The sequence below is a fragment of the Chamaesiphon sp. VAR_48_metabat_403 genome, assembly GCF_031422475.1.
GTDB lineage: Bacteria > Cyanobacteriota > Cyanobacteriia > Cyanobacteriales > Chamaesiphonaceae > Chamaesiphon.
In genome coordinates this window covers 14,733-37,291 of record NZ_JANPLS010000448.1, presented here as the reverse complement: position 1 = coordinate 37,291, position 22,559 = coordinate 14,733, and the positions used below count along the sequence as shown (strand labels likewise).

At 44.3% G+C, this 22,559-nt stretch carries 19 protein-coding genes; 4 read left to right on the top strand and 15 right to left on the bottom strand.

Features of this window, described 5'->3' with window-relative positions; all coding sequences use genetic code 11:
• Positions 1–513: 513 nt before the first annotated feature.
• From RMO79_RS21555 to RMO79_RS21530, 6 genes are all read right to left on the bottom strand, one after another.
• The gene (locus RMO79_RS21555; protein ID WP_310485318.1) at positions 514–999 is read right to left on the bottom strand and encodes a PAAR domain-containing protein; all 486 of its coding nucleotides are present in this window, start codon (positions 997–999) and stop codon (positions 514–516) included.
• A gap of 70 nt (positions 1,000–1,069) precedes the next feature.
• A complete protein-coding gene (locus RMO79_RS21550) occupies positions 1,070–2,890 on the bottom strand; it encodes a VgrG-related protein (protein WP_310485317.1) in 1,821 nt (606 codons plus the stop codon).
• A gap of 164 nt (positions 2,891–3,054) precedes the next feature.
• Positions 3,055–3,576, bottom strand: coding sequence for a hypothetical protein (locus RMO79_RS21545; protein ID WP_310485316.1), 522 nt, complete (start codon positions 3,574–3,576; stop codon positions 3,055–3,057).
• 29 nt (positions 3,577–3,605) lie between these two features.
• Positions 3,606–6,980: a hypothetical protein gene (locus RMO79_RS21540; protein ID WP_310485315.1), complete on the bottom strand. Its 3,375-nt coding sequence runs from the start codon at positions 6,978–6,980 to the stop codon at positions 3,606–3,608.
• 24 nt (positions 6,981–7,004) lie between these two features.
• Positions 7,005–7,535, bottom strand: a complete 531-nt coding sequence (locus tag RMO79_RS21535) for a phage tail protein (protein WP_310485314.1) — start codon at positions 7,533–7,535, stop codon at positions 7,005–7,007.
• Between the two features lie 2 nt (positions 7,536–7,537).
• The gene (locus tag RMO79_RS21530) at positions 7,538–7,771 is read right to left on the bottom strand and encodes a hypothetical protein (protein WP_310485313.1); all 234 of its coding nucleotides are present in this window, start codon (positions 7,769–7,771) and stop codon (positions 7,538–7,540) included.
• Between the two features lie 369 nt (positions 7,772–8,140).
• On the opposite strand from RMO79_RS21530, the gene RMO79_RS21525 reads away from it, so the two are divergent.
• The 4 genes from RMO79_RS21525 to RMO79_RS21510 all read left to right on the top strand — a co-directional run bounded on the left by RMO79_RS21525 (position 8,141) and on the right by RMO79_RS21510 (position 13,437).
• Complete coding sequence (locus tag RMO79_RS21525; RefSeq protein ID WP_396136653.1) at positions 8,141–8,557, top strand: GPW/gp25 family protein; 417 nt, start codon at positions 8,141–8,143, stop codon at positions 8,555–8,557.
• A 2-nt stretch (positions 8,558–8,559) separates the two neighbouring features.
• Positions 8,560–10,758 (top strand): putative baseplate assembly protein, encoded by a 2,199-nt coding sequence (locus RMO79_RS21520; protein ID WP_310485311.1) that lies wholly within the window; start codon positions 8,560–8,562, stop codon positions 10,756–10,758.
• Positions 10,759–11,104: 346 nt separating this feature from the next.
• A complete protein-coding gene (locus RMO79_RS21515; protein ID WP_310485310.1) occupies positions 11,105–12,139 on the top strand; it encodes a phage tail protein in 1,035 nt (344 codons plus the stop codon).
• 98 nt (positions 12,140–12,237) lie between these two features.
• Positions 12,238–13,437, top strand: coding sequence for a DUF4159 domain-containing protein (locus tag RMO79_RS21510; RefSeq protein ID WP_310485309.1), 1,200 nt, complete (start codon positions 12,238–12,240; stop codon positions 13,435–13,437).
• A 446-nt stretch (positions 13,438–13,883) separates the two neighbouring features.
• Here RMO79_RS21510 and RMO79_RS21505 read toward each other — a convergent pair whose 3' ends face one another.
• The 9 genes from RMO79_RS21505 to RMO79_RS21465 all read right to left on the bottom strand — a co-directional run bounded on the left by RMO79_RS21505 (position 13,884) and on the right by RMO79_RS21465 (position 22,508).
• The gene (locus RMO79_RS21505) at positions 13,884–14,663 is read right to left on the bottom strand and encodes an anti-sigma factor (protein WP_310485308.1); all 780 of its coding nucleotides are present in this window, start codon (positions 14,661–14,663) and stop codon (positions 13,884–13,886) included.
• Between the two features lie 11 nt (positions 14,664–14,674).
• Positions 14,675–15,241, bottom strand: a complete 567-nt coding sequence (locus RMO79_RS21500) for a sigma-70 family RNA polymerase sigma factor (protein WP_310485307.1) — start codon at positions 15,239–15,241, stop codon at positions 14,675–14,677.
• Between the two features lie 439 nt (positions 15,242–15,680).
• Positions 15,681–16,175 carry a hypothetical protein gene (locus RMO79_RS21495; RefSeq protein ID WP_310485306.1) on the bottom strand — a complete coding sequence of 165 codons (495 nt, stop codon included), beginning with the start codon at positions 16,173–16,175 and terminating at the stop codon, positions 15,681–15,683.
• A gap of 65 nt (positions 16,176–16,240) precedes the next feature.
• The gene (locus RMO79_RS21490) at positions 16,241–17,467 is read right to left on the bottom strand and encodes a hypothetical protein (RefSeq protein ID WP_310485305.1); all 1,227 of its coding nucleotides are present in this window, start codon (positions 17,465–17,467) and stop codon (positions 16,241–16,243) included.
• A gap of 57 nt (positions 17,468–17,524) precedes the next feature.
• A complete protein-coding gene (locus RMO79_RS21485) occupies positions 17,525–19,792 on the bottom strand; it encodes a hypothetical protein (protein WP_310485304.1) in 2,268 nt (755 codons plus the stop codon).
• 195 nt (positions 19,793–19,987) lie between these two features.
• Positions 19,988–20,464 carry a hypothetical protein gene (locus RMO79_RS21480; RefSeq protein ID WP_310485303.1) on the bottom strand — a complete coding sequence of 159 codons (477 nt, stop codon included), beginning with the start codon at positions 20,462–20,464 and terminating at the stop codon, positions 19,988–19,990.
• Positions 20,465–20,724: 260 nt separating this feature from the next.
• Positions 20,725–21,330: a hypothetical protein gene (locus RMO79_RS21475; RefSeq protein WP_310485302.1), complete on the bottom strand. Its 606-nt coding sequence runs from the start codon at positions 21,328–21,330 to the stop codon at positions 20,725–20,727.
• 213 nt (positions 21,331–21,543) lie between these two features.
• The gene (locus RMO79_RS21470; protein ID WP_310485301.1) at positions 21,544–22,035 is read right to left on the bottom strand and encodes a hypothetical protein; all 492 of its coding nucleotides are present in this window, start codon (positions 22,033–22,035) and stop codon (positions 21,544–21,546) included.
• A 275-nt stretch (positions 22,036–22,310) separates the two neighbouring features.
• Complete coding sequence (locus tag RMO79_RS21465) at positions 22,311–22,508, bottom strand: hypothetical protein (protein ID WP_310485300.1); 198 nt, start codon at positions 22,506–22,508, stop codon at positions 22,311–22,313.
• Positions 22,509–22,559: the final 51 nt, after the last annotated feature.

Sequence of the window (22,559 nt, the reverse complement as noted above, 5' to 3'; positions counted from 1 at the left end):
GGGGGAAAATCGCTAAGTTGCCGATAGTTACCTTTGCAAGCGCACGCTATCTGGCATCGATAGAGAGTTTCGAGCTAGCTCGAAACTCTCCAATGCAGAGCGCGCTCCGCATCGCGATCGTTTAGCTACTTTATATATTCACACATACAACTATACAACCAGGAAAGTTACTAAATATGTTCTCAGAACTTTTATAACCAACAACTGGTAGTGAATTACATCTATATCACAGGTGATAGATCGTACCCAGCTATCATAGTATTCCCTTAATTTCGCCAGATGACACAGTTGTAGATATTTGACTTTAGCGCGACCTGGCTCCGATCTGACAACTGTAGTCAATTCCAAACATGGTAACCTCGATCTTGCGATCGAAAACATTGCTGGTGAAAATAGAATATCGGATTTATCCGCAACAGATCGGTATTTCCCTCCGGAGACCTTAGTAACGATCTGAGCATCGAGAATCGAGCCGACCAAAACGGGGGCATAAATCGCCATTTTTCGATCTCTTCAACCGCCAATTAAAACAGTAAACTCGCCCACCGCGATCGAATTTACGCTAGTGGCTTCTTGAATTATATCGCCCAATCGACAAGCCGCCATCCCATTGATTAATACTGTCTGACTGCCATTTATCACCACTCCTGCACCATCGGGAACTACGACTTTGACAATCGGGCAAGCATGAGTATCTGCCGCAAAACTAGCCATTAACGAAGCCATCTGCGCGACTGTCTCGGCGACTGTTTTAACCAAATCTGCCGCAGCGACTGGTGCTGCTGGCGTACCCATAGTCGCAGTTACCTTCGCTTGTGCCTTGATGATTTTTTCCATACCTTCGGTAAACGTTTGTGCCAATTTCGCGGCTTGGGCGGCAGAAATACCCCGCCATGCGGGTCTTTTCCCAATCAGCACGTTAAAGCTACCTGGGCCGACACCTAAGGGGCTACCATGAGCGGTCATATCTCCAACACGAGCAGCGGGTTTTCCTGGCATGTTTTTGAGGGAGGGTGGGGATTGTGGGGGGTGTGGGAGGTGAAAAACTATTAAGCCTATTCCCTATTCTCTAATTCAGGCTGATTAACGCACCATTAATGGTAATCGTACCATTGGCTTTAATTTCGATATTACCGACTGCCTTGATTGAGAGATTGCCTTGAGAACTGATGGAGATCGATTTACCGAGATCGTCTAGGGTGATTTTATGCCCGCCACTGGTTTCAATATTAATGCACTTATTTCGATCGTCTAACTTTGCGGTATGACCTTTTTCTGTTTTTATTTCAATATATCCTTCGCTATCGTTTAAGTAAACTTGATGATCTTTGCTACTTTTGACGATAATACCAGCTTTGCTGGCACCACTATCTTCTTCTACGAACTGTAATATGTGATTGGTACGACTTTTAAGGGTACGCAAGCGCACTTTACCACCCTTGAGTGAGTCAGCAATCTTTTCTGATGGTGCATCTTTACCGTTCCAAACACCCCCGATGATATAGGGACGGTGGATATCGCCATGCTCGAAGCCGACTAGCACCTCATCATTTATTTCTGGAATCCAGTGACAGCCCCGCTGACTTCCGGCTCCTAATGCCACGAGTCTCGCCCAATGGCTGGCATGTTTTTCGGTGAGGGTGGGAAACATGACTTTTACTCGTCCCCAATCATGGGGATCTTTATTGTCGGTGACGATACCGACTAAAAAAGTTTGCCCTGGTTTCAGGTGGATGGGTGGAGAGAGAGTACTTAATAAATTGCCAGTCCGCAATCCGCGCACGCTAAATTCGGTTTTATAAATGCGCTGCTCGAAAACGTGACGGGTTTCGGTAATATAATACTTCCCACTAAATCGATCGCCCATCTCTTGCAAATTTACCACGGTTCTGGGTCGAATTAGTGGATTTCCTTCAGATTTGGCATCTGCATATACAAATTCTCCGCCCAATTCATTACATAGTGCCTGAGCCATATATTGGGATTGTTGGGCATTACTGACAGGTCGATCTACGACGGTAATTTTAGGTGCGGGAAAGTCAAATTTTGTAGATGCACTACTACCCTTGTTATTACCAGTTGCTGTGACTACTTGCTCGGAAGTAGCAGTGCTAGAGATCGTCTTTTTATTAACATAATCCCAACTGCGAACTTCAACAGCACTAACTTGTTCGGCACTAGTTATACGAGTGCTAAATCCGAGTAAGTCTACACCCCATTTTAATGTTAATTTTGTGTCTGTTCTGGGTTTTTGAAAATATAGTTTATCTTCTTGAATGAATAATTCATAACCGATCGCGGCTGCCCGATCGCGCAAAAATTCCATGTTGGTTTGATTTTGCTGGCAGACATATTCATGAATCACTTTGGTATCATCAAAGTTTGCATTTACAACCTTAATTTTCATTTCTTTAGCAATTTGCTTGGCAATATCACTATCAGTTTGATTGAGAAAAGACCGATTGTGACGGCCGCGATGCAGTCGATGGGATAAATCGTATCCTCGAACGATAATTGGGGCTTCAGCTTTTTCGTTAAAATGAGTTTCGATCGCGGTGATTTCGCCTTCGATCAGCCAGGCGGCTGATTGTTCGTTAAAGTGACGATCTTCAGTCGTACTAGAGACGACTCCCATTCTCAATCTCGTCCCAATTTCAAATAAATTTCGGTCTTTCTCGGGATGTCGCCACGGCGGATTTCTTTGGCTTGCTGGTAAGTAGCTATTATGGATAACGATCGAAAACATTGCTGGTAAATGTAAGCTTTCTTCGATATTCACCTGCAAGACATCTTTATATAATTCTTGCCCGATCGATTTCCAGCTCGATCCGCTGAGTAGATCTATTTTTAGTTCTGATATATAGTGATTATCTCTGGATGAATTTGGCATAAAAATTTGATAAAAATAATTTAATTAAAATAAAAAAATACTCAATCTGTTTTCCCGTGCTTATGATAATAACTTAATGTTATGGAAAGGGGTGAATCGAAAAGTATCTTAGGATTGCCCGATCCTGTTTGCCCCACAATAGCAGAACAGCCAAAAAATTGAAATTATGGATTTTTCATAGGTGATGTGCCTGTGGTGCGACTTTTGCCTGTAGATTCAGATTTTCTGGGACCTGGTAGATTATTTTTTTCGACTTCTTGGAGGGCAATATCGACGATCGCTCTTACCGGGGTGCCATTAGCTAGAAACATTGTCAATTTATAAGTCAAGCTAGTAATTACACAATAAAAGTAAGTTTCCCCCCATTTGAAAAGATATACTGGTGGGCGAGAATCTGTTTTTTTATTCATAGCTTCTACACCTGCTTTAATGACATTTACATATTTTGTCATTACAGATTCTCTAGATTCATAAGTATCGAAAAGTAGTTGTTTGAGGGTGAATTTATAAGGTTCTACACCAGAAAAATTAATTTTTGGTAATAATGATGAATCACCTTTACTTCCTTTTGCTGTTTCCCACTTTACATTACGAGTAAAACTAATGTCCTCTGGATTAAACATTAATTCGATATTTTTACCTTCTCCATCTACTGCTTCTAATATTGCTTTGACTAATGTAGACATACAATTCGGTTTTATTTAATAAATGGTAGTTACCAAGCTAGGTTTCCAGAATAGATACCTTGACGCTCTCGTTCGATTTCTAACCGCTGTCTGAGGCGACAATAAATTTCGCGTGCTAAGGTTTCTAATTCGGCTGAATCGCTATTTTTCGATCCTCCTTCATCTGGAACTGCTGCTTCGATAGTTTGGGTAATTGGCTCGATTTTAGGAGCTAGATCGGGTAAGGGAACTTCACCACCGTTAGCAAAACCTAGAATTGGGGATGAGTATTTGGGCGAAAGATCGGGTTGGGATGATGATATGCTCGATCGATCGTTATTGAGATTTTGTGCTCCATCAGATGAAAAGCTAAATGGCTCTGCTCCGTAACTTCCACCATTCATTAGTTCTTCGATACTGTTCCATTCATCGGGAGGATCGAATCTCGAAAAATCCGATCGATTGGCAGATTGTGGTTTCCGAAAAATTAGCGATGGCGATATATAATTGGGTACGAATCGATCTAAATTGGTTTGACTGGTTTCAGTATTATCTAATGGCGATCGATTTAAAAATGAAATTTGATGTCGATCGAGATCTGGTTGTAAAGAGCGCGAAATTAGCGATTCATGGATTGAAGCTGTTGGTTTAGTAAGCGGGGTTGTTGGAGCGGTTAGAAGGTTTTGTGTTGATAATTCTGGTGCGAGCGATCGGGCAATTGTTTCGGCTTTGCCACCACTATTTAGATGTGTTAATAAATTGAGATTTTCCTGTGCATCTTTAGCATTAATTACAAACTCGCCAGGGGTGAGCATAGCGGCGACTGTATCTGATGAGGCGATCGATTCTTCTTTAGCTTTATCTGCTGCTTTTACATAGCCACCTGTTGCATAACCCCGAACTGGAACTAGCTGTTCGATTTCGGGTTGAGGCTCGATATTTAAGGCTGGTTTGATTAGATTATTATTTGGTAATATCGGTTCATCTAAATCTAATTGTCGATCGATATTTAGCTCGATCGCATTAACACTTGTATCTCGATCGATCTGAATATTATCTGGTAATGTTTCTAGCTCTTGATTTGCTGCTAAATTAGTAAAATCGGTAACTTCATTACTAACGGCTGGAGAAATTATGTCTGCTGATGCGGTAGGATCGATCGATACTGGCATAGCTGCTCGATCGATATCGATATTGTCGGGTAGTAGTAGTGTTTCTACGGGTAAGATTGAGGGTGCATTTAATTGTTGAGAATCTTGACTAGGTTCGGGAGAAGTTGTGAGAGCAATTTCTAGATTGCTAGTGGCGATAAGATTTTGCGTTACAGGCGAAATTGGTGTGGAAATATCTGTGAATACCGTTTCTGAAAGTTCGGGAATAATCGTTTGCTCTATGCCAGTTAGATCGCGATCTATAGAGATATTTTCTACATCTAGATCGGAAGATTGAATCGGACTAATTGGCAGATTATTTGGAAGTAATTGAGCTGCAAATTCAGAAGTAGTAGTTACCGAATCTGGTTCGTTGGCGATCGTCGAGTTTGGCTCTGATGGTAAAATTTGGGTATAAATATTCGGTAAAATATCTGGCGGAATCGCGTCTGGGTTTGTTTGAATAGTGAGATTATCGATTTCTGGCTCGTCATTGTCATCAGGTGTTAATTCGGTGGCTGCTTCGAGTGATGGGGATAAGAAAGTGGGAAAACTATCTGAAATAAATAGCGTCGTAAATTCGGGAGTAGTTGCAGTTTCGCGCTCTATCTCATTTAGCGGGATCGAATTTGACTCTACTGATGGAGGTGGTGTGGAAGTGGCGGAGAAAATATCTGGAAGTACCGTGTCTGACGCTGCTGGAATATTTGCATTGTCATTGACTGTTATGGGGGATGGTAGTGTGGGAGTGGGGAGACTTTCGGAGCTGACTGGAGCGATAGCTTCAGTTGTAATCTTGGTGGCGATTTCTGGCTCGTTAGAGCGCAACGAGGTTGGCTCTACTTGAGCAAGCGTGGAAGTGGCGGGAAAAATATCTGTAACTATCGCTGGCGATTCCAGCACGGTTGTCTTATCGATTCCTGGCTCGGTGTTGGTTACTGTCGCGTCTGTGTCAACGGGAACTGGCAATAAGGTGGTGGAATAAGTATCTAGTAATAATTGTGGCGAGGATGCTGGCGCAATTGTCTTGTCTATTCCTGACTCATTGGCTGCTGTCTCGGCGATATCGTTAGCGGGGGGTGGCGATAAGGGATCTGGGAATAGGAGTGGAGATGCAGAAATAGTGGTAGTAATTTCTGGCTCGGTAGTTGGGAATGCTGTAAATGCTGGCTGGATTGATGGTAGTGGGGTGGCTGCGGAAACCGCTGGAGCGTCAACATCGGGTAACCGCACCGGATCTAATAAGCGCGAATCTGGATCTATTGAAGCAATAACTTCAGGATTTGTTTCGATATTTGGGGTAGATTTCTGTACCCGATCTATTTGTGGCGGTGTTGGTAAAGTTGGGGAAAGATTATCTGGCAGTAATCTATTTTCAGGTATGAGATCGAGCGCATCTGCTATTTCTAGGTTGTCAGATGGTGGCGATGTTTGTGCGCGATTCTCCAGAGGAGCGGGCTTTCCGCGAACGACAAATGATTCTATACTAACTAGTGGATCGATCGGATCGTTAGAACTATCGATAAAAGTTGTAACGATATCTGGTATAGATTCCGAACTAGTCGGCTCGATCGAATCATTAGCTGCTAAAATATTTACCACCGGAGAATCGGGGATAATTGCTGGCTGAATCCGTTGGCGGAAAGCCCGCTCCTTGAGAGAATCGATAGTTTCCGGTAATATTTCTGAAGGTTTTGCCTTAGCTGGTAACTTACTAGTTTTAGATTTAGCTTTGGTTGGTACTTTTTCAGGTTTAGATTTAGCTGGAGATTTCGATTTAGAGCGAGATGCTTTTGGCGATATTGGTACATCAGATGTCGATCGATCTGCGATTGCTAATTCATCATATCCAGCATCACTGTATGACTCATTTGTCAATATTTTTGCAAAGAAATTTGGTTCGCCGTTATCTGAATTGCTAAAATTGTTTGATTGCCGTTCATCTGTTAATAATGTTTCGCTATCGACTCGATTCGAGCCAGATTCAGGTCGATCGATTCCTTCATTAAAACTCTCGATATCTAACGACGAATCGTGCGGATAATCGAGCGGATTCCAAGTATCCCAGCCGATATGAGATCGATCGATTCGTGTCGATAAAAATTTCGATGTCCGCACCAACGGCGCATTTAAAGCTAGTGGCGCACTTCGCATCAACCCAAGCGTGGGTAAGCCAGACATTCGATTTAACGACAGTCTCGAAGATATAGCCAGCGATTCCTGTCGTCCCAATCTATGTGAATTAATTCCCAACGTCGGTGCAAAACTTAGCATAGCTCGGAGTTAATAAATAGCAAATTATTGAGAATAGAAAAAACCAGTTTTTTTGTCTCTAGGATCGACAGTATTTCCACCACCTTTAGATTTACCCATACTCAAGCCCTCATAAGCAAGTGTTAATTCTTCGATCGCCACAGCATTCCCATCTGCTTGTAAAGCTGGAGTTTTCCACCCGACGGGAATCGCCCCAATTAACGTCCAGCTCATCATCGTCTCTCCCGCTCGATCGAACACCAAAATATTGACATTCCGACGAGATACTGGCTTAGTTTCATCAAATAATTCATTCAACCAGTCCCAGAACTCCTGACGATTTGTCAAACCCCGCTTGAGCGTAACATCGGTAAATTCAGTTTGACCTAAATAAATCCGTTGTTGATTATTTACCCCACCTTCACGGATGACATTTTTCTTAACTTGTAGCCCCAATCCACCACATTCAGTAAAAGATGCCGCAATTTCCGAACCAATTTCAACATAAAATCGATTGGTCGTAACAAAGTGTAATTGATTATATGTGATTGGATTTTCGTCGTCCTTCTTCGTCATTACTACCACCTAGAGCGACTAGAATTAGCCAACCGTTCGCGTTGGCGATCGAGATCTGCTTGCAATAATTGATATACTCGATCGGTAAGTTGACCTAGTAACAGTTCATCTTGACGATACTTTCCCGCAATACTCGCAGCACGATCGCTAGTAGAGTCACTGGCACGCCCAGCATACCCAGCGGTACTACTCAGATCGCCGATCGGTGCGAGCGAATTCTGACTGTGTTCGTTCATGGTGGGGAATGTCGAGAATTTTACAGCCTGAGTATATTTAAGGCTATAGCTATTTCACCATAATCAAAATTAGCCAAACGTCGAACTTTTAGACTTTCTGCGAAAGTTAGGGAATAGGGGAAATTAATGAATTGTCCCTACCAGATTGTAGTTGGGCAAAATCCCCTCCTCGGAGGGGTGCCCGTTCGCGAAGCGTCTCGAAGAGAAGGGCGGGGTGGGTAGATCTCCGCAGCAACTCTAATCAAACCGATCGAAATCCCCATCCGAGTAGATCCTCGACCTTTAGTGAATACATTTATCCGATCGAGCCTGATAAAATATGAGCTAGCTTTCAATAGATTCGAGCATTCGCATGAGGATCGCCAATACATGGCAGATGAGTTTGACGGGCAGGATCGGGAATATCTAGGTACTGGCTTGGCTTTTCCCTTGCAATCGAGCTTGCAGGGCGGATTGAAGTTGAGTTCGGATGCCCAAAAAGTTAAAGAATCAATTTGGATTATTCTCCGCACGAGCTTGGGCGAACGGGTATACCGTCCCAATTTTGGTTCGCGATTGTCGGAACTAGTCTTTGAACCTCTCAATAGTGCGACTCTGATTCAAATTCGGCTGTACGTTTTGGAAGCTTTAGAAGTGTGGGAACCCCGGATCGAGATCGATCGAGTTGAAACCGAAGCAGATCCGATCCGGGGACTGGTGAATATCATCGTCCACTACTATCTCAAAGATTATCCTGACACGCATAGTTTTGTTTATCCTTTCTACTTGCTTTCGGGGGCGCAATAACTGTGGAGTTTGACTTTTTACCCAAATTACCGTCTTCTAATTTAGACGATCGCAATTTCGATGACTTGGTAGAAGAGTGCATCTTGCGGATTCCGAGATATTGTCAGGAATGGACGGATTATAATCTCAGCGATCCGGGAATTACCTTAATTGAGTTATTTGCCTGGTTGACCGATCGGATGTTAGTGCGGTTCAATCAAGTACCGCGTAAAAATTACGTCGCTTTTCTCGAATTATTGGGCATCCGCTTACAACCCCCCACGCCCGCCCAAACGAACTTAACTTTTTATCTCACTACCGATCTCCCCGAAACTTATACCGTCCCGGCGGGGGTAGAAGTTACCAGTTTGCGGACGGAAAACACCCCCGCAATTACATTTAGTACAGATGCGCCCTTAGTTATTGGTAAGCCTTATCTCCAGCATTTTTTAACCTCGCCGACGCTCGAAGATACTCCCCAAGTATTACAAGAACGGGGAACGAATATCTGGACTCGCCAGCCGAATGGCATGGGTGGGGGCGATTTATCGATTTTTGCCGAACAGCCAGAACCGGGGAATTGCTTTTATTTAGTGCTAAATTCCGCCGATACCTTAGATGGAAATGTGCTGGCAGTAACGTTCCAAGGCGGTGCGGCGACACCCACGGGCATCAATCCCGATCGCCCTCCGCGCAATTGGGAAGCCTGGGATGGGGCAGCCTGGAAATCGGTGCTGTTGAAAGAAGCCGATGATGCAACTAAAGGCTTTAGTTTTTACGAGATCGCCCAACAAGGTGGAAATCCGACGCAAGGGGCAGATGTCATCCTCCATTTACCAGAAGAATTTCCCGTCACCTCATTTACCAGTTATCGGGGACGATGGCTGCGCTGTAGCTTCGTCCCCTCCAGACTAGATCGATCCGGCTATACCCGTCCGCCCAGAATCACCGGGATCGCCGTCAGATCGATCGGCGGGATGGTACGCTCCAGCCACAGTACCCTCAGCGAAGAAGAGCGATTGGGCATCAGCGATGGCAGTGCGGGACAGATTTTTCAAGTCCAAAGTACGCCAATTTTAGAACGGCGGGAAAACGAGTATATCCTGGTAACACCCATCGGGGGATTGCCCCAAAGATGGCACGAAGTCACCGATTTTGCCGATTCCAGCCCCGAAGATCTCCACTATACGATCGACTCCCTAACGGGTACGATCCAATTTGGGCCATTAATTCGCGAACCCAACCAACTCAAACGGCAAACCCAGATTCGATCGAAAATTCAACAACCGCAACCCGAAGATACCCGCGTCCAAATTGCCCAACTAGATCGACAATTATTAGAGCATCAATACGGTGCAGTGCCCCCACGCGGAGCCGAAATTAGAATTACCGCCTATCGCACGGGCGGCGGGCGCGAAGGCAACGTGCAAGGACATACACTCCAATTTTTGAAATCGGCAGTGCCCTACATCGCTAGTGTCGATAACTTCCAATCCGCCACCAGCGGCTCCGATGGCGAATCCCTAGAACAAGCCGTCTTGAGAGTCCCCCAAATGCTCCGCACGCGCGATCGAGCCGTCACTGCCGAAGATTTTGAAGTTTTAGCCAGAATGGGCGGTGCGGGCAGCGTCGCCCGCGTCAAGTGCCTCCCCATGACCGCCAGCTCTCAAGCCGGAACGGTAAATTTACTGATCGTCCCCCAAGCCAATCCCGATGGCATCATTCAAGGCGTTGGCATCGCCCCCGAACAATTCGACCTCACCCCCGGTTTGCGCCAAAAAATTCTCGACTACCTCGACGAACGGCGGTTATTAGGCGTGCAAGTTCATTTACAACAGCCCGAATATGTCGGCGTTTCCGTCCAAACCGAAATCGCCCTCGAACCCGCCTATCAAAACCCGTTTGCCGAAGCAGAAATCATCAACAGATTAAAAATTGCCTTATATCAATTTTTAAACCCCTTGACAGGTGGTTTAGACGGCAACGGATGGGCTTTTGGACGACCATTATATACCTCAGATATCGTCGCCTTAATGCAACAGATGATAGGCGTGCGTTATCTCGGAGCCGTCCTGTTATTCCCGATTCGCAAACAAGGCGACACCTGGAGACGACAACCAGCACCAGAACCTGCGATCGATCCCGGTCTTAACGGCGCGATCTGCTCCTGGGGCGACGATCGGCTACGCTCTAATCATGTGATTAATGTTATCGCGCGATGAGGGAGTAAGAAGTAAGAAGTAAGGAGTAAGAAGTAATAAGTAAGAATTGGGAAAATCCCCTCCCTGGAAGCTACCGTGTATACACATCTCTGGCGAGAAGCGAAATTGGTGGGAATCCCCCTAAATCCCCCTTGAAAAGGGGGACTTTAAAGCCCCCTTTTCAAGGGGGTTGGGGGATTTAGATCTCGAAACGAAGTCAAATTCGACTTGTGTATACACCGTAGCCCTGTAGGGGTGCCCGTAGGGCTACTCGCCTTTGTCACCCGCCCAGTGGGGTGGGTAGATCTTCGCTAAAACCTATCCCCTAATCCCTATCCCCTATCCCCTATCCCCTAATACCTAACTTATGGTTCAAAGTCGCACCCAAGCACCAGTCAGCATTCAACTAACCCCGATGCAAATTCCGGAGGCGGTACCGCGTTCTGCGGGTTGGACGTTGATGAATGCAGGCGGAATGGATGTCGCCGAGCGACCTGGGTTGCTACTCCATCCCGATACCCCCAGCGAGATAATCGTCCAGATTCAAAACCTCGAACGGCGGACTTTACAGGTAAATTTAGACTTGAGCATTGCCGGAAATTTCCCTGCTGAATGGTACTCTATTCATACAGAGGGGACAGAAATCGCGCCGGGAGCGCAGATGGATGCAGCGATTTATTTCAACATTCCCGCCACATATTTTGAAGGACGAGATGCGATCGTCCCTGGTGCTACCGAAAAATTAGATCTCGATTTTATCAGTTCGTTGGCAATTAAGATCGATCTAGATACCGATCGATCTCAAACATATTACGAGGAATTTAGTTTACATATTCGCCCTTATAGTGCTTACATGGACTTTTTGCCCGTGTTGTACCGTGAAGTCGATTTTATCGGTCGGTTTATGAAAATCTTCGAGCAAGCTTTTCAACCGATTATCGATAGTTTCGAGGTGATGTGGGCGAATCTCGATCCCTTAACCGCCCCAGAATTAATTCTCCCTTTTCTCTCCCACTGGGTAGGCTGGGATCTCGATCCGATTTTAGATCGCAACCAACAACGACGACTAATGCGGCGCGCGATCGAAATATATACTTGGCGCGGTACCAGGCGAGGATTGCGGCTTTATTTACATCTATATACGGGCTTACCATTAGATGACAATATCCCCGATGAAACTGCCAAACATATTAGCATTACCGAACCGATCGGCGAGAGTTTTGTCATCGGCGAAGCCAGAATTGGCGAAGCAATTTTAGGTGGCGGTAGAGCCTTTCATTTTGCCGTAACGTTACGCCCCGATCGATCTCAACAAATCGACGAACGCCTCATTAGGAAAATTATCGAACAAGAAAAACCCGCTTTTTGTAGCTACGAACTATCGATCGTAAATAGGGAATAGTAGATAGTGAATAGTGAATAGGGTAAAGAAAATAATAATTACTCCCCGTCTCCCCATCTCCTCGTCTCCCCGTCCCCCCTCTCCCACACCTCCCAAATATGTCCCACCCCTTCCCCACGCCACCGATTCAGCCGTTTGAACGCTTACAAGCAACAGACGGACTCCTAGTAAATGCCGAACGCTGGCGCAAAGCGCATGACTACCATCGACGGCGACAAAATGCCCATTATCAATCATTAAATCAACCGGGAATCGTGTGTGGATTGGGAGTCCAAGTTATCCCCGCACCCAAACAAGTAGAAGCAAAATATCGAGATAAACGCTGGTTAAAAATTCAGCCAGGAATTGCGATCGATCTTAGTGGTAATGTCATTGTCGTTCCCCAACCGATCGAATTTCGGATTGCAACTACCGTAACAGGTGCAGAACCAGTTTTACTTTATCTCACCGTTAGTTATCTCGATCCCGACGAATTGCGCCAAAAGCAACAAGTGGAAATGGTGCAAGAAACATTTCGGATCGACGAAAAAAGTACCACTCCAAACAGCGCAGAAATAGAAATCTGCCGCATATTATTGCAGCCAGGAGAAGTAGTTATCAGCCAAGCCTCTGAGGTATTTTTTCCTGGTTATAACAATCTCGATTTACGGTATCGCCGCCAAACTCAAACTCGCCCTCAAGCACTCGCGCGGATGGCACAAGTCAATCATAGCGATGGCGATTGCGCGCGAAATTTTTTCAACCTTGCTTATCTATCCCAAGCAGTAGAATCACTCAGTTCTAATCTACGCGGTACCGATGAAGTCGGTCAAATTACTCTATCAGAAAACCTCTCAGAATATGATTTACTCTACCTCACTGGCACTCAAGCTTTATCGCTCAATAGTCAAGAAGTAGCCTCCCTCAAAGCTTATTTAGATGCTGGTGGCGTGCTACTCGCCGATGCTCCAGTAGATGCTCAAAAGCTGATCGATAGCATCCAATCTCTAGCAACACTAGTCGGCTCGCCGTTAAAACCGTTAGAAGAATTACGCCGCGATCATCCCCTCCGCATCCGACCATTTTTATTCGCAGCTTTACCCGTAATTGGCAAACAACCAATTCGATTATTAAGTGGTGGTGGCATTGTCTTAATTATCGGCGATATTGCCTCCGCCTGGGGGATCGATCGCGAACTCGCTTTACCGCGCATGACGATTCGCAGCGCGCATGAATTAGGAATTAATATTCTTAACTATGGCGTTAAAAGAAGACAATTAATCGGTCTACAGCAAGAAGATAACTTGGGGCGTTGGTAAATAAAGCTTAACTTAAAAATGGGCTAGGCAAATTTCGAGGTTTTAAACTTAATAAAGCAAAATTTTTAGACACATTCACCAATACATCTGGTGACTAGATTTGTTGCTATAACAAAAAATGAACATGAGAGCGTCAAATATGTTTTCAGCAGATGTCAGGATTAACTAACTTGATTTATGGGCCGTTCTATCGAATTGAGATAAGTAGTCGTTGCTGTCGGGCGGATTATGCTAGTATATCAAATCTACTCAACCTAAAACGCAATTTTACGTTTTTGAGTTTTAGGTTTTGAGCGTATCGCCTTCCTCTTTCAGAGCAAGGATTTCAGGCAAATTGGATCGATTGCATCAGAGCGAGATTATGGCGATCGCACTCAAGCTACTACCCTAAAATGACTAGAAAATGGACTTTTCAGGATGACGCTAAAGGTTGCCAACTAACTAAACTAGATCGTACCTTGAATTACCCGCTCTCCCTGTGGTTTAAGCGGAGCATCCGGTCGATCGATCGTCACGAAGACACCTTTTGCTTTGACACCTGGAGGTGGATTTTGCTTGGCATTTAGCTTGACAAAGACATTTCCGTTAGCATCCGTTGTAAATTCACCACAGGGGAGTATTTGACCGTTGTTTAACTCCAACCACATCCGATAAACTCGATCGACGGGTAATGGCGGCAAGTTTTGGGCAGAAACAATTACTTTTTGCCATTTACCTGGCGTGAATAAAATATTTCCAACTGCTTTATTTTCTCGATTACTGAGTGCAACTAAACGGCTTTTGGGTTGTTGAATGACAGTGGCTAAATCTTGCCGATCGACCTGTTGCGCGAGTTGTAGTTCTTGTCGCAGTCGGAAATTATCAAATAACAATAATCCACCAATTAACAACCCAATCCCTGCAAAAACTTTACGCCACGGTAATTTTTTCGTGGTTTCAGGACTAGGATTAGGAACGGCTACCGGAGTAGAATTTAGCGTCAAGTCGGGATTCGATTCCGCTGCAAAAGCATCTAGCAGTTTGGCTTTTAAGGGTGGCGGGGGAAGAACTTGGGGTAAGTCTTGGGGTAACAGATTGAAGGCAATTTGGAGAGCCTCAACCTCAGCTTGAAGAGCGGGATTAGCAGTTAAAGCAGATTCAAACTCCAGGCTTTCGGATGTGCTTAGATCGCCTAACACATAGCCAGCCGCTAATATTTGTTCATCTTCTGAAATTAAACTAGGCATAGCTTCCTCCTCTAACCGATCTGCGATCGCAACAGTTGACGTAGTTTTATTAATCCCTGCCGCATGTGAGTTTTAACGGTACCCAGCGGCAAATTTAAAGTTTGCGCGATTGCCGATTGACTGAGATTTTGATAATAACTGAGTGCTAGTATCTGACGTTGTTGTTCGCTCAACAGGGATAAGGATTGACGAACTAGATTTTGTTCTTCTGCGGAAGTTACTGAGTCTAGTAGGGTAGGTCGATCCGTTTCGGAGCCTGAGATGTGTTGCAATTTGACGATCGATTTTTGTTCGCTAGCGCGACTGCGTAATTTATCGCTCGCTCGCGATCTGGTAATTAAGCATAGATAGCTACTTAATTTAGCACGAGTGGGATCGAATTTTTCCTGTTTCCAAAAACTCAGAAATACATCTTGGGTTAAATCTTCAGCTTCATCAACTCGATCGAGCAACTTTAAGGCTAAAGTATATACCAATCCACTATAGCGATCGTATAAAAGACTTAGAGCATTTTGGTTGCCTTGGCGTAAGCTAAAAATTAAGTCAGCATCGCTTGTGTCAGAATGAATTCGGCTCATTCGATTTGTCCTGACTATGTGATAAACTCACTAGATTATATCTGTGCGATCGTTCGTAATTATCTAGTAACATCAGATTCTTTACAATTAATGACGATCGGTAATAAAAAAGATTGTTAATTTAATATTTGACTAATTAATATATCTTCCAATCTGGAGTTCAGGGTAGTTATTTCCTGTTATTAAAATGACAGGAAATAACTACTGCAAAATCTGCTATTGCGTTAATAGCTAATCGATGTATTTTCATATTAGTCGATGGTTATGCGGATTGATATCTATAGTACGGAGATCGGCGACGATCGGATTTAAAAAATATTTTTCTACTAAGACACATCCCCGAATTCTTTGAGAATTCGGGGATGTAGTGCAACTCTAAAAAGTTCGGGTTTTAAGCATTCTGAATATAATTACTATTGCAAGATATGTCTAAAGTTATTCATCGACATGCATCACTAGGTGCAGTCAATAGTTTGTCACCCGCTCTGTTGTATAGTCTGCCATCTTGTCCGAAGCCCAGGAGATACTGTTGTTTCTCGCCAGTACTACCAGCAAATTCGATCGCAGCTAGCGATTGATTGGACTCGATAATTTTCCATGTACCCGTGATACTATTTCCACCGCTACCGCTGGCACTGGCTCCAGGGACATTAGCTGTGAATGAACCTTGCGATCCATAGGCAAATTGTCCATTGGTACAGAAATGAAATTCCTTCTTGCTACTGATACCACCGCCGCCATTGCCAGAAGAATAGCGTTCAAATTGGACAATTTTGCGCCCGCCAAGATACTTGAGCCACAACCCATCGGTTTGCTGAGTCGCATTCGCTGACTGGATATCGATCGAGATTCTACCAGTAGGTGAAATTGAGGGTGCAACTAATTGGAGCAGGAAAGTTACCGTTAATCCGATGGTTAATTGATGTAGCTTCATATCAAGAGATTTTCGTGCATGTGGATATTAATAGTACGGAGGTGGATCGCGATCGGATTTAAAAATTATTTTCCTCCTGTAAGCTGTAAGTTTCTTGTCTCAGATTCCATCAAGATAGAACCATCAGATTTGAGAGCCTTGATTTGCCAATTTAAAGCTTTTCCGCTCGTTTTTTGCAGCCAAGGTGGGGCGGTATAACTGGTAGTAGTACCAGAAAGTAATGCCGAGAAAATTACCCGATCCGATTGCTTGACTTCCAATTTATAACCGCTCGTCCCATCGATACCTTGCCAACTAAACCGTAATTGTTGCCCGGTGGGAATTTGCGTATTGGAATTGGGTTGGATGAGCGCAATTCTACTTGACTTGGGAACGATCGTGTGGCGAAATATCGGTAGGGGAAATCCTGCGACACCGCCCGTCGGTACGATGCTGATATTATTGAAAGAAGTTCCCGCCGAATTATCGGTTGCTTCGATCCTCAGCAGTACTTGATGCAAACCAGTTGAGCCTGTGGGTAAAGTGGCTGGATCTGGCCCAGGCAAGAACACCTTACCATTCGGTTGTAAAAATAGATCGAATCGTTCTAGTTGCTTGTAACGTCGCTGTAAGCCCCGTTCCTCTAGGGGTAATGTTGCCTCCGTTAACAAGTCTCGCTGGGTTGGTGCCGCGTCTCCAGGTAAAATTACTTCCCATCGACCTTTGAGTCTGCCCGTACCGTTGTAAGTGATATTAGCCCCAAATCTGGGCAAAGTCTCGCCGCTGCCAACTGGGGATGGTGTCCTACCATCGGCGAGTTGATATTTAACGCTGGTAATACTAAAGGGGACTCCCGCACCAGAACTAGTGAGCCGACAGGTGACTGTCACGTATTCGTCGATACCGCCCGTCGTGCTGACAAGTCTCCGCACGTAGAAGAAATCAGATTGATTGCCGCGCAGTGCATCCTGATAAGCTTTGCGGGTAATCGATGCCGGGATGCTCATGATGTCAGTATAGTTGGTATTTCCCAGACCGCTGACTCGACTGCGATCGTAACGACGCGGCAATCTTCCAAAGACAGTACCAGGAACGCAAGAGCCGTTGGCATTAACAGCACCACACCACAGAGCCTCAGCCGGAATTTGGTTATTTAAATTTAAAAAAGTCAAAAAGACAGTCGTGGTGGCAAAAGTTGCCACATTGACACCTGTAGGGCTGACAGTAGCTGCCTGAATGGGTGGAGTGAGGAGGGGAACGATCGCAACCGACAGACCCCATCCCATCAATTTTTGGATATTTTTATGCATCATCTATTAAACCCCTCTGCAAATAATTTCAGTCTCGGCATCATTCGATCGATCGTTAGTTTAAAAGCTCAAACTCAATCCAGCACTAATCGTATCGATCGTGGCATTGGTATTAACATTATTTTGACTGTTAAGATTGAGCGTCGATTGTTTACCATAACGAATAAAGGTAGTACCAGGCATCTCTCGTCCGAGAGAGTTAAGTTTGAAACTCCAACTCAGCAAAAACTCCAAAGACTCGCCCCGGTTAAAAGCCTGACCGATCGAATCGGAGTCATCACTACGATTATAATTAAAAGCAAAGACTGTGCCCGGTTTAAATTCCCAACTTACGCCTACGGTCGGACTATTGGTAAATCGGGTAATTTGTTGCTCTAAATTATTAGCATTAACAAAGTTATAACCTAGATTGAAGCGGAGTTGAGGGGTAGCTTGCCAACTAGTTGAAAATTGGTGGGTAAGGTTGCGGGTATCGGCATTTTCTTGCCCGACTTGCCGATTATCTTGTAGCGCACTAATATATTTATAATTGACATTGACACTGCCGATCGACCAATCCAATCCGACTTGCTGGGTAGTGTTCGCTTGGTCGGGAATTTGCGCGGGATTATTGAAACCCCCACCCGCAGCAGAGGCGATCGATCCTACTTGATTGGTTTGTTGAATGCCATAAGTAACCGTCGGCAATAGTGAGTTAGAATTTTGTAAAAATGTTTGGAGCGGGATGGTGAGGTTAATATTAGTATTGCGATTATCGGTTCTGAGTAAATTGGGTAAGCTGGCAATATTATTATTAGATAAACTTTGCTGGAATTGGGCTGTTGCGCCAGCAATATTCAGATTGAGTGCGTATTGAGTTTGTAATAGATCGGCTTGAATATTTGTTCCTAATGTGCCAAATAAGGGATCGACACGCTCGGTTCTAAAATTAATGCCAGCCGATAAAGTGCGGTCGCGATCGAGTTTGAGATCTTTAATCAGATCGTAACTAGCCTCAGCGTACCAAGCACTTTTACTGGCAACTTCTAGCGGTACGACAGCTAAACCATCATTCAATTCCGGATCGTTGTCGGCGTTGGTAGTAAATGTACTGTTTGCAAAGCCAGCATCGGTTTTCAATCTACCCGTATCGTCATTTCCTGTAATTCTGACTCCTACCCCTTCACTTTTTTCAGCATCGACAACTTCACCGACATTAAAATTAGAAACTGGAGCGCGATTACCATTCATCCAGGTAGTTTCTAATCGCACGCCACCATTCTGATTTCGCGCCAATTGCAAGCCTAAAATTACCCCTTCTAAGGTATTCTCATTGCGCGCCAAGCCAAAAATATTGTCAAAGCCAACTATTGCCGTCGAACTCACCCGCGCCAGCGATAGATCGCTAAAATCATTTAATTTAACTTTGGCAGATAATCCCCGCGAACATAAATTATTTACTAACAAGGGATGATTGCCAAAACATAAATTCCCGATTGCAAATTGATTAGTACCATCATTTAGCTCGATCGCATATTCACTCAAATCGACTTGCGATGCCGCCGCTTGCAGTTCGCCAAATCTTAACGCTTCGGGCTGAAAAGTAGTACCGACAATTGTAAATTTGGTCTTGAGGTTAATGTTGTTAATTTGATTTTCGGTAGTCAATCCCCCGTTAAAATCGATATTAAAAAATGTCGGACGCTGCGAGCTACCTGCATCGGGGCTGCGATTTTCTAATATTTGAGATTTGACATTAACTGCTAATTTAGGCGTAAAAATATTTACTTTTGCTGGCGGTGTTGCGTCTGCTGGTGGCGTGGTTCCTGCTGGTGGCGTAGTGGTAGTAGTTGCGGGAGGTGTCGCGTCTGCGGCTGGTGTGGTAGTGGGAGCAGTTGCTGGAGGTGTTGCGTCTGCTGGCGGCGATGATTCGGTGTTAGTGCCACCCCTGGTAGCCGTCTGTGCTGGAGCCGATCCTGGCTCGACTTTAATTTTGAAGGTGGCGAGAGGTTTCCACCGATTGGGAGATTTTTGATAAACAGTTAAAGTTTGAGTACCGACATTTAAGGGAATTAAACTCGATCGATATACTAATTCATTCCCTTCGATCTCAACTTGGGAGGTGATATCGGTACTTCCCAGTAAAACAGCAATTTGTCCGCTGGGATTGGCTGGTAACTTGGGCACTTTTACTCGTAGAACTTCGCCCACTTTGAGATCGATTTTCTGTGCGGTAGTCTCAATCTGGCTAGATGGGGGACTCGTAGTCGAATCTTGTGCTAAAGCAGGCATACTACTCAAACAAAACAGCCACGAAAAACACAGAAAATATTTACAGTAATGGTTCATGCTTATTCCTGAAATACTGTTTAACAAAAATTTAAAATGGTCGCAATCTCAGTAGTATGAATATTACTAATAATTTATGTCCAGCGACGGTTTACTACGATCGAGTTTAGCGCAACTCAAGTTTATTCGATATATCTAAGCTAATAAATTTACGATCGCAATCTCATTAATTATAAAGCAGTTAACTACGACATACTAAGGGGCACTTGGGAGAATAATTACATCAAATGTTATTTCTGTATAGTCTTGTTTTGTCATGCTAACATGGTCAATTAAAACCCTTTCACTAGTGACAATTTTAGGATATTTACCAGGAGTACTATTTGTGAATCCAGTGCCAATTGCTCTTGTAAGTTGTTCCGCTTCTCTTGTAATTTCCTCCGTAGCTTTCTGTTTCGTTCTTGGATCTCCCACAGAATTGATGATATCCCCCTGACTTATACCAAGGACAGGATTATCCTTTCTACATAGATCTCGACCCACACGGAGATCGAGTCTAAACCTCCGATCGGGACAGACATTTTCGATCTTAACTTTTAATACTTTCTGACATCCCATAGATCCAGCCGTAAAGCCTAATGGACAAGATCGATCGGCATGACTGGGTAAAGCAGTTCCGCTGAGGATCGTAAAGACTGTAGCGACAGCCAAAGATATTCTGCGTGAGTTCATGATTTTCTGCTGAGATAACGTTGAGCTATTAACTGTCGGTATTACTAGCTGAGATCGATCGAGATAGTTGCACCCAATAGCTGTTTTGTGCTGTGAAAATCGGTATGAATATCGATGTCAATTGTCGATCGGATTTAAAATTATTTAAGGCGATGACTTGCACTTAGCTCTCGAAGATATTTTAGTCAAGTGATTTGCCCTCAAAATCTCATGCGGCTGAGAAATATATCGGGCAAATTTAACTCTTGCCAACTAGTTGACTACTGTTTCTTAACTGCGAAAGTAAATAAGTCAAACGTTACGCGAGTATGATCGTCAATGTCTCCAGCATCATCAACTAAAATTTCTTGACTAACAAAGACAGCTTCTCGCTCGGCTGCCGCAATCTGCGGTAATGCTGCTTCCGGCTGCCGTCTTCGTGCTAATACAGGAAGTTGTATTTGAGTACCGCGTGCAAATGCTTGCTCCAATTTTTCTTCGGCTTTTCTTTTTGCCTCCGGATCTGGACGGGAAGGGACAAAATCGCGGTTTAAATTCAAACCTGTCAGTGGACCACCAGTAACGATAGTGGCATTTGCCTTACTACACACATCGCGACCATTTGTATTAACGTCGCTCGGATTGTTGTTGGAGGGGTCTTTAGCTCGGAGATTTAACTTTGGAAACTGCGAATTGGTACAGATATTATCGATCAAAACGCGGACTCTTCGCTTACAGAGAAATGCTTTATCGACAACTTCACCACGAAAACCTGCGGGACAGACGAACCCTTTGCTGGGTGATGGTGCGGCGTGGCTGGGTAGTACATTACTGCTGACGATTGTTGCGACTGTGGCGAGAGCCAGTGATAACTTACGTGAATTCATGATTTTCTCCTGAGTTGTGATATAAAGTTTAAGTTGTTAGCAAACAGCGTTGTCATTAGCAGCGTTCGCATAGCGTCGGCTCTGCCGAATCGATGCAGTTGCAGTCTTCGAGCGGTTATTTTTTGCTGTTGGTATTAGTACGGAGGTCGAGGTCGATCGGATTTAAAATTGTTTAAGTCGATCGATCTCCAAACTGTGAACTTTCATTCACACTTAACGAACTCGGTTAACCTGCATGTGTAAAGTTGCACCTTCGCCTTGACCAGACCGATACCGAACAGTTTTTTCGCGACCCTCAAAAGCTGCCAAGTTGAGGGTGAAGCCATCCATTCTGAACACGGGGTCATCAGCACTAGCAGTATCGACATCGCTCAAAGTCGCATTAACGGTAATGGAAGGTTTGTTAACGTAAATAGTTGTCAAATTTACGTCTTGATTTGCTTCTCTGGAGAGTGGACGGCTTCTGTAGATTTCATATTTATCGTTGCCATCAACTTTAAGTTTGCCGTATACCTCTAAGACATTATCAAGAACACCATCATTGGCTTGGTCGATGGTGTACCAAAAAACAACTTTATATCTTTGAGCTTGGGCGTTGGCAGATGGAGTCAGAGGTGTACTGACGATCGATAAGGCACTAAAAACGGCGGCACCAGAAGCCGTTAACAAGCCAGTCATTGCTAGTGCGAAGAGTTTATTAGACATATTATTTACCTCGAAGTAAGAGAAGATAGTCGATCGTGTCCGAAATTTAAAGTGTTAGCAAACAGCATTGTCATTAGCAGGGATCGATGCAGTTGCAGTCGTCGAGCAGTTATTTTGTGCTGTTGGTATTAGTACGGAAGTCGAGCGCGATCGGATTTAAAATAATTTAAGTCGATCGTTCCGAACAGCATTTCTATTAGCAGCGTTCGCGTAGCGTCGGCTTTTCCGAATCGATGCAGTTGCAGTCGTCGAGCGGTTGTTTTGTGCTGTTGGTATTAGTATGGATCTAGAGATCGATCGGACGAAAATCCGATCGATAAGAACAACCACACCTGACTGAGATTTCCCAGCAGAAAGTTTTTATCTTTCCAGTAGCATTTTGCTATAATATTCCATTTGTAAAAATCTTTTAGTGAGATAAATATATCCACAATCCCTAATTTCTGTCGAACATATTCTTGTGGATCGAACATATTCTTGCGATTCGATCCAAGAATACTACAGAGCTAAATTCCTACAACTGC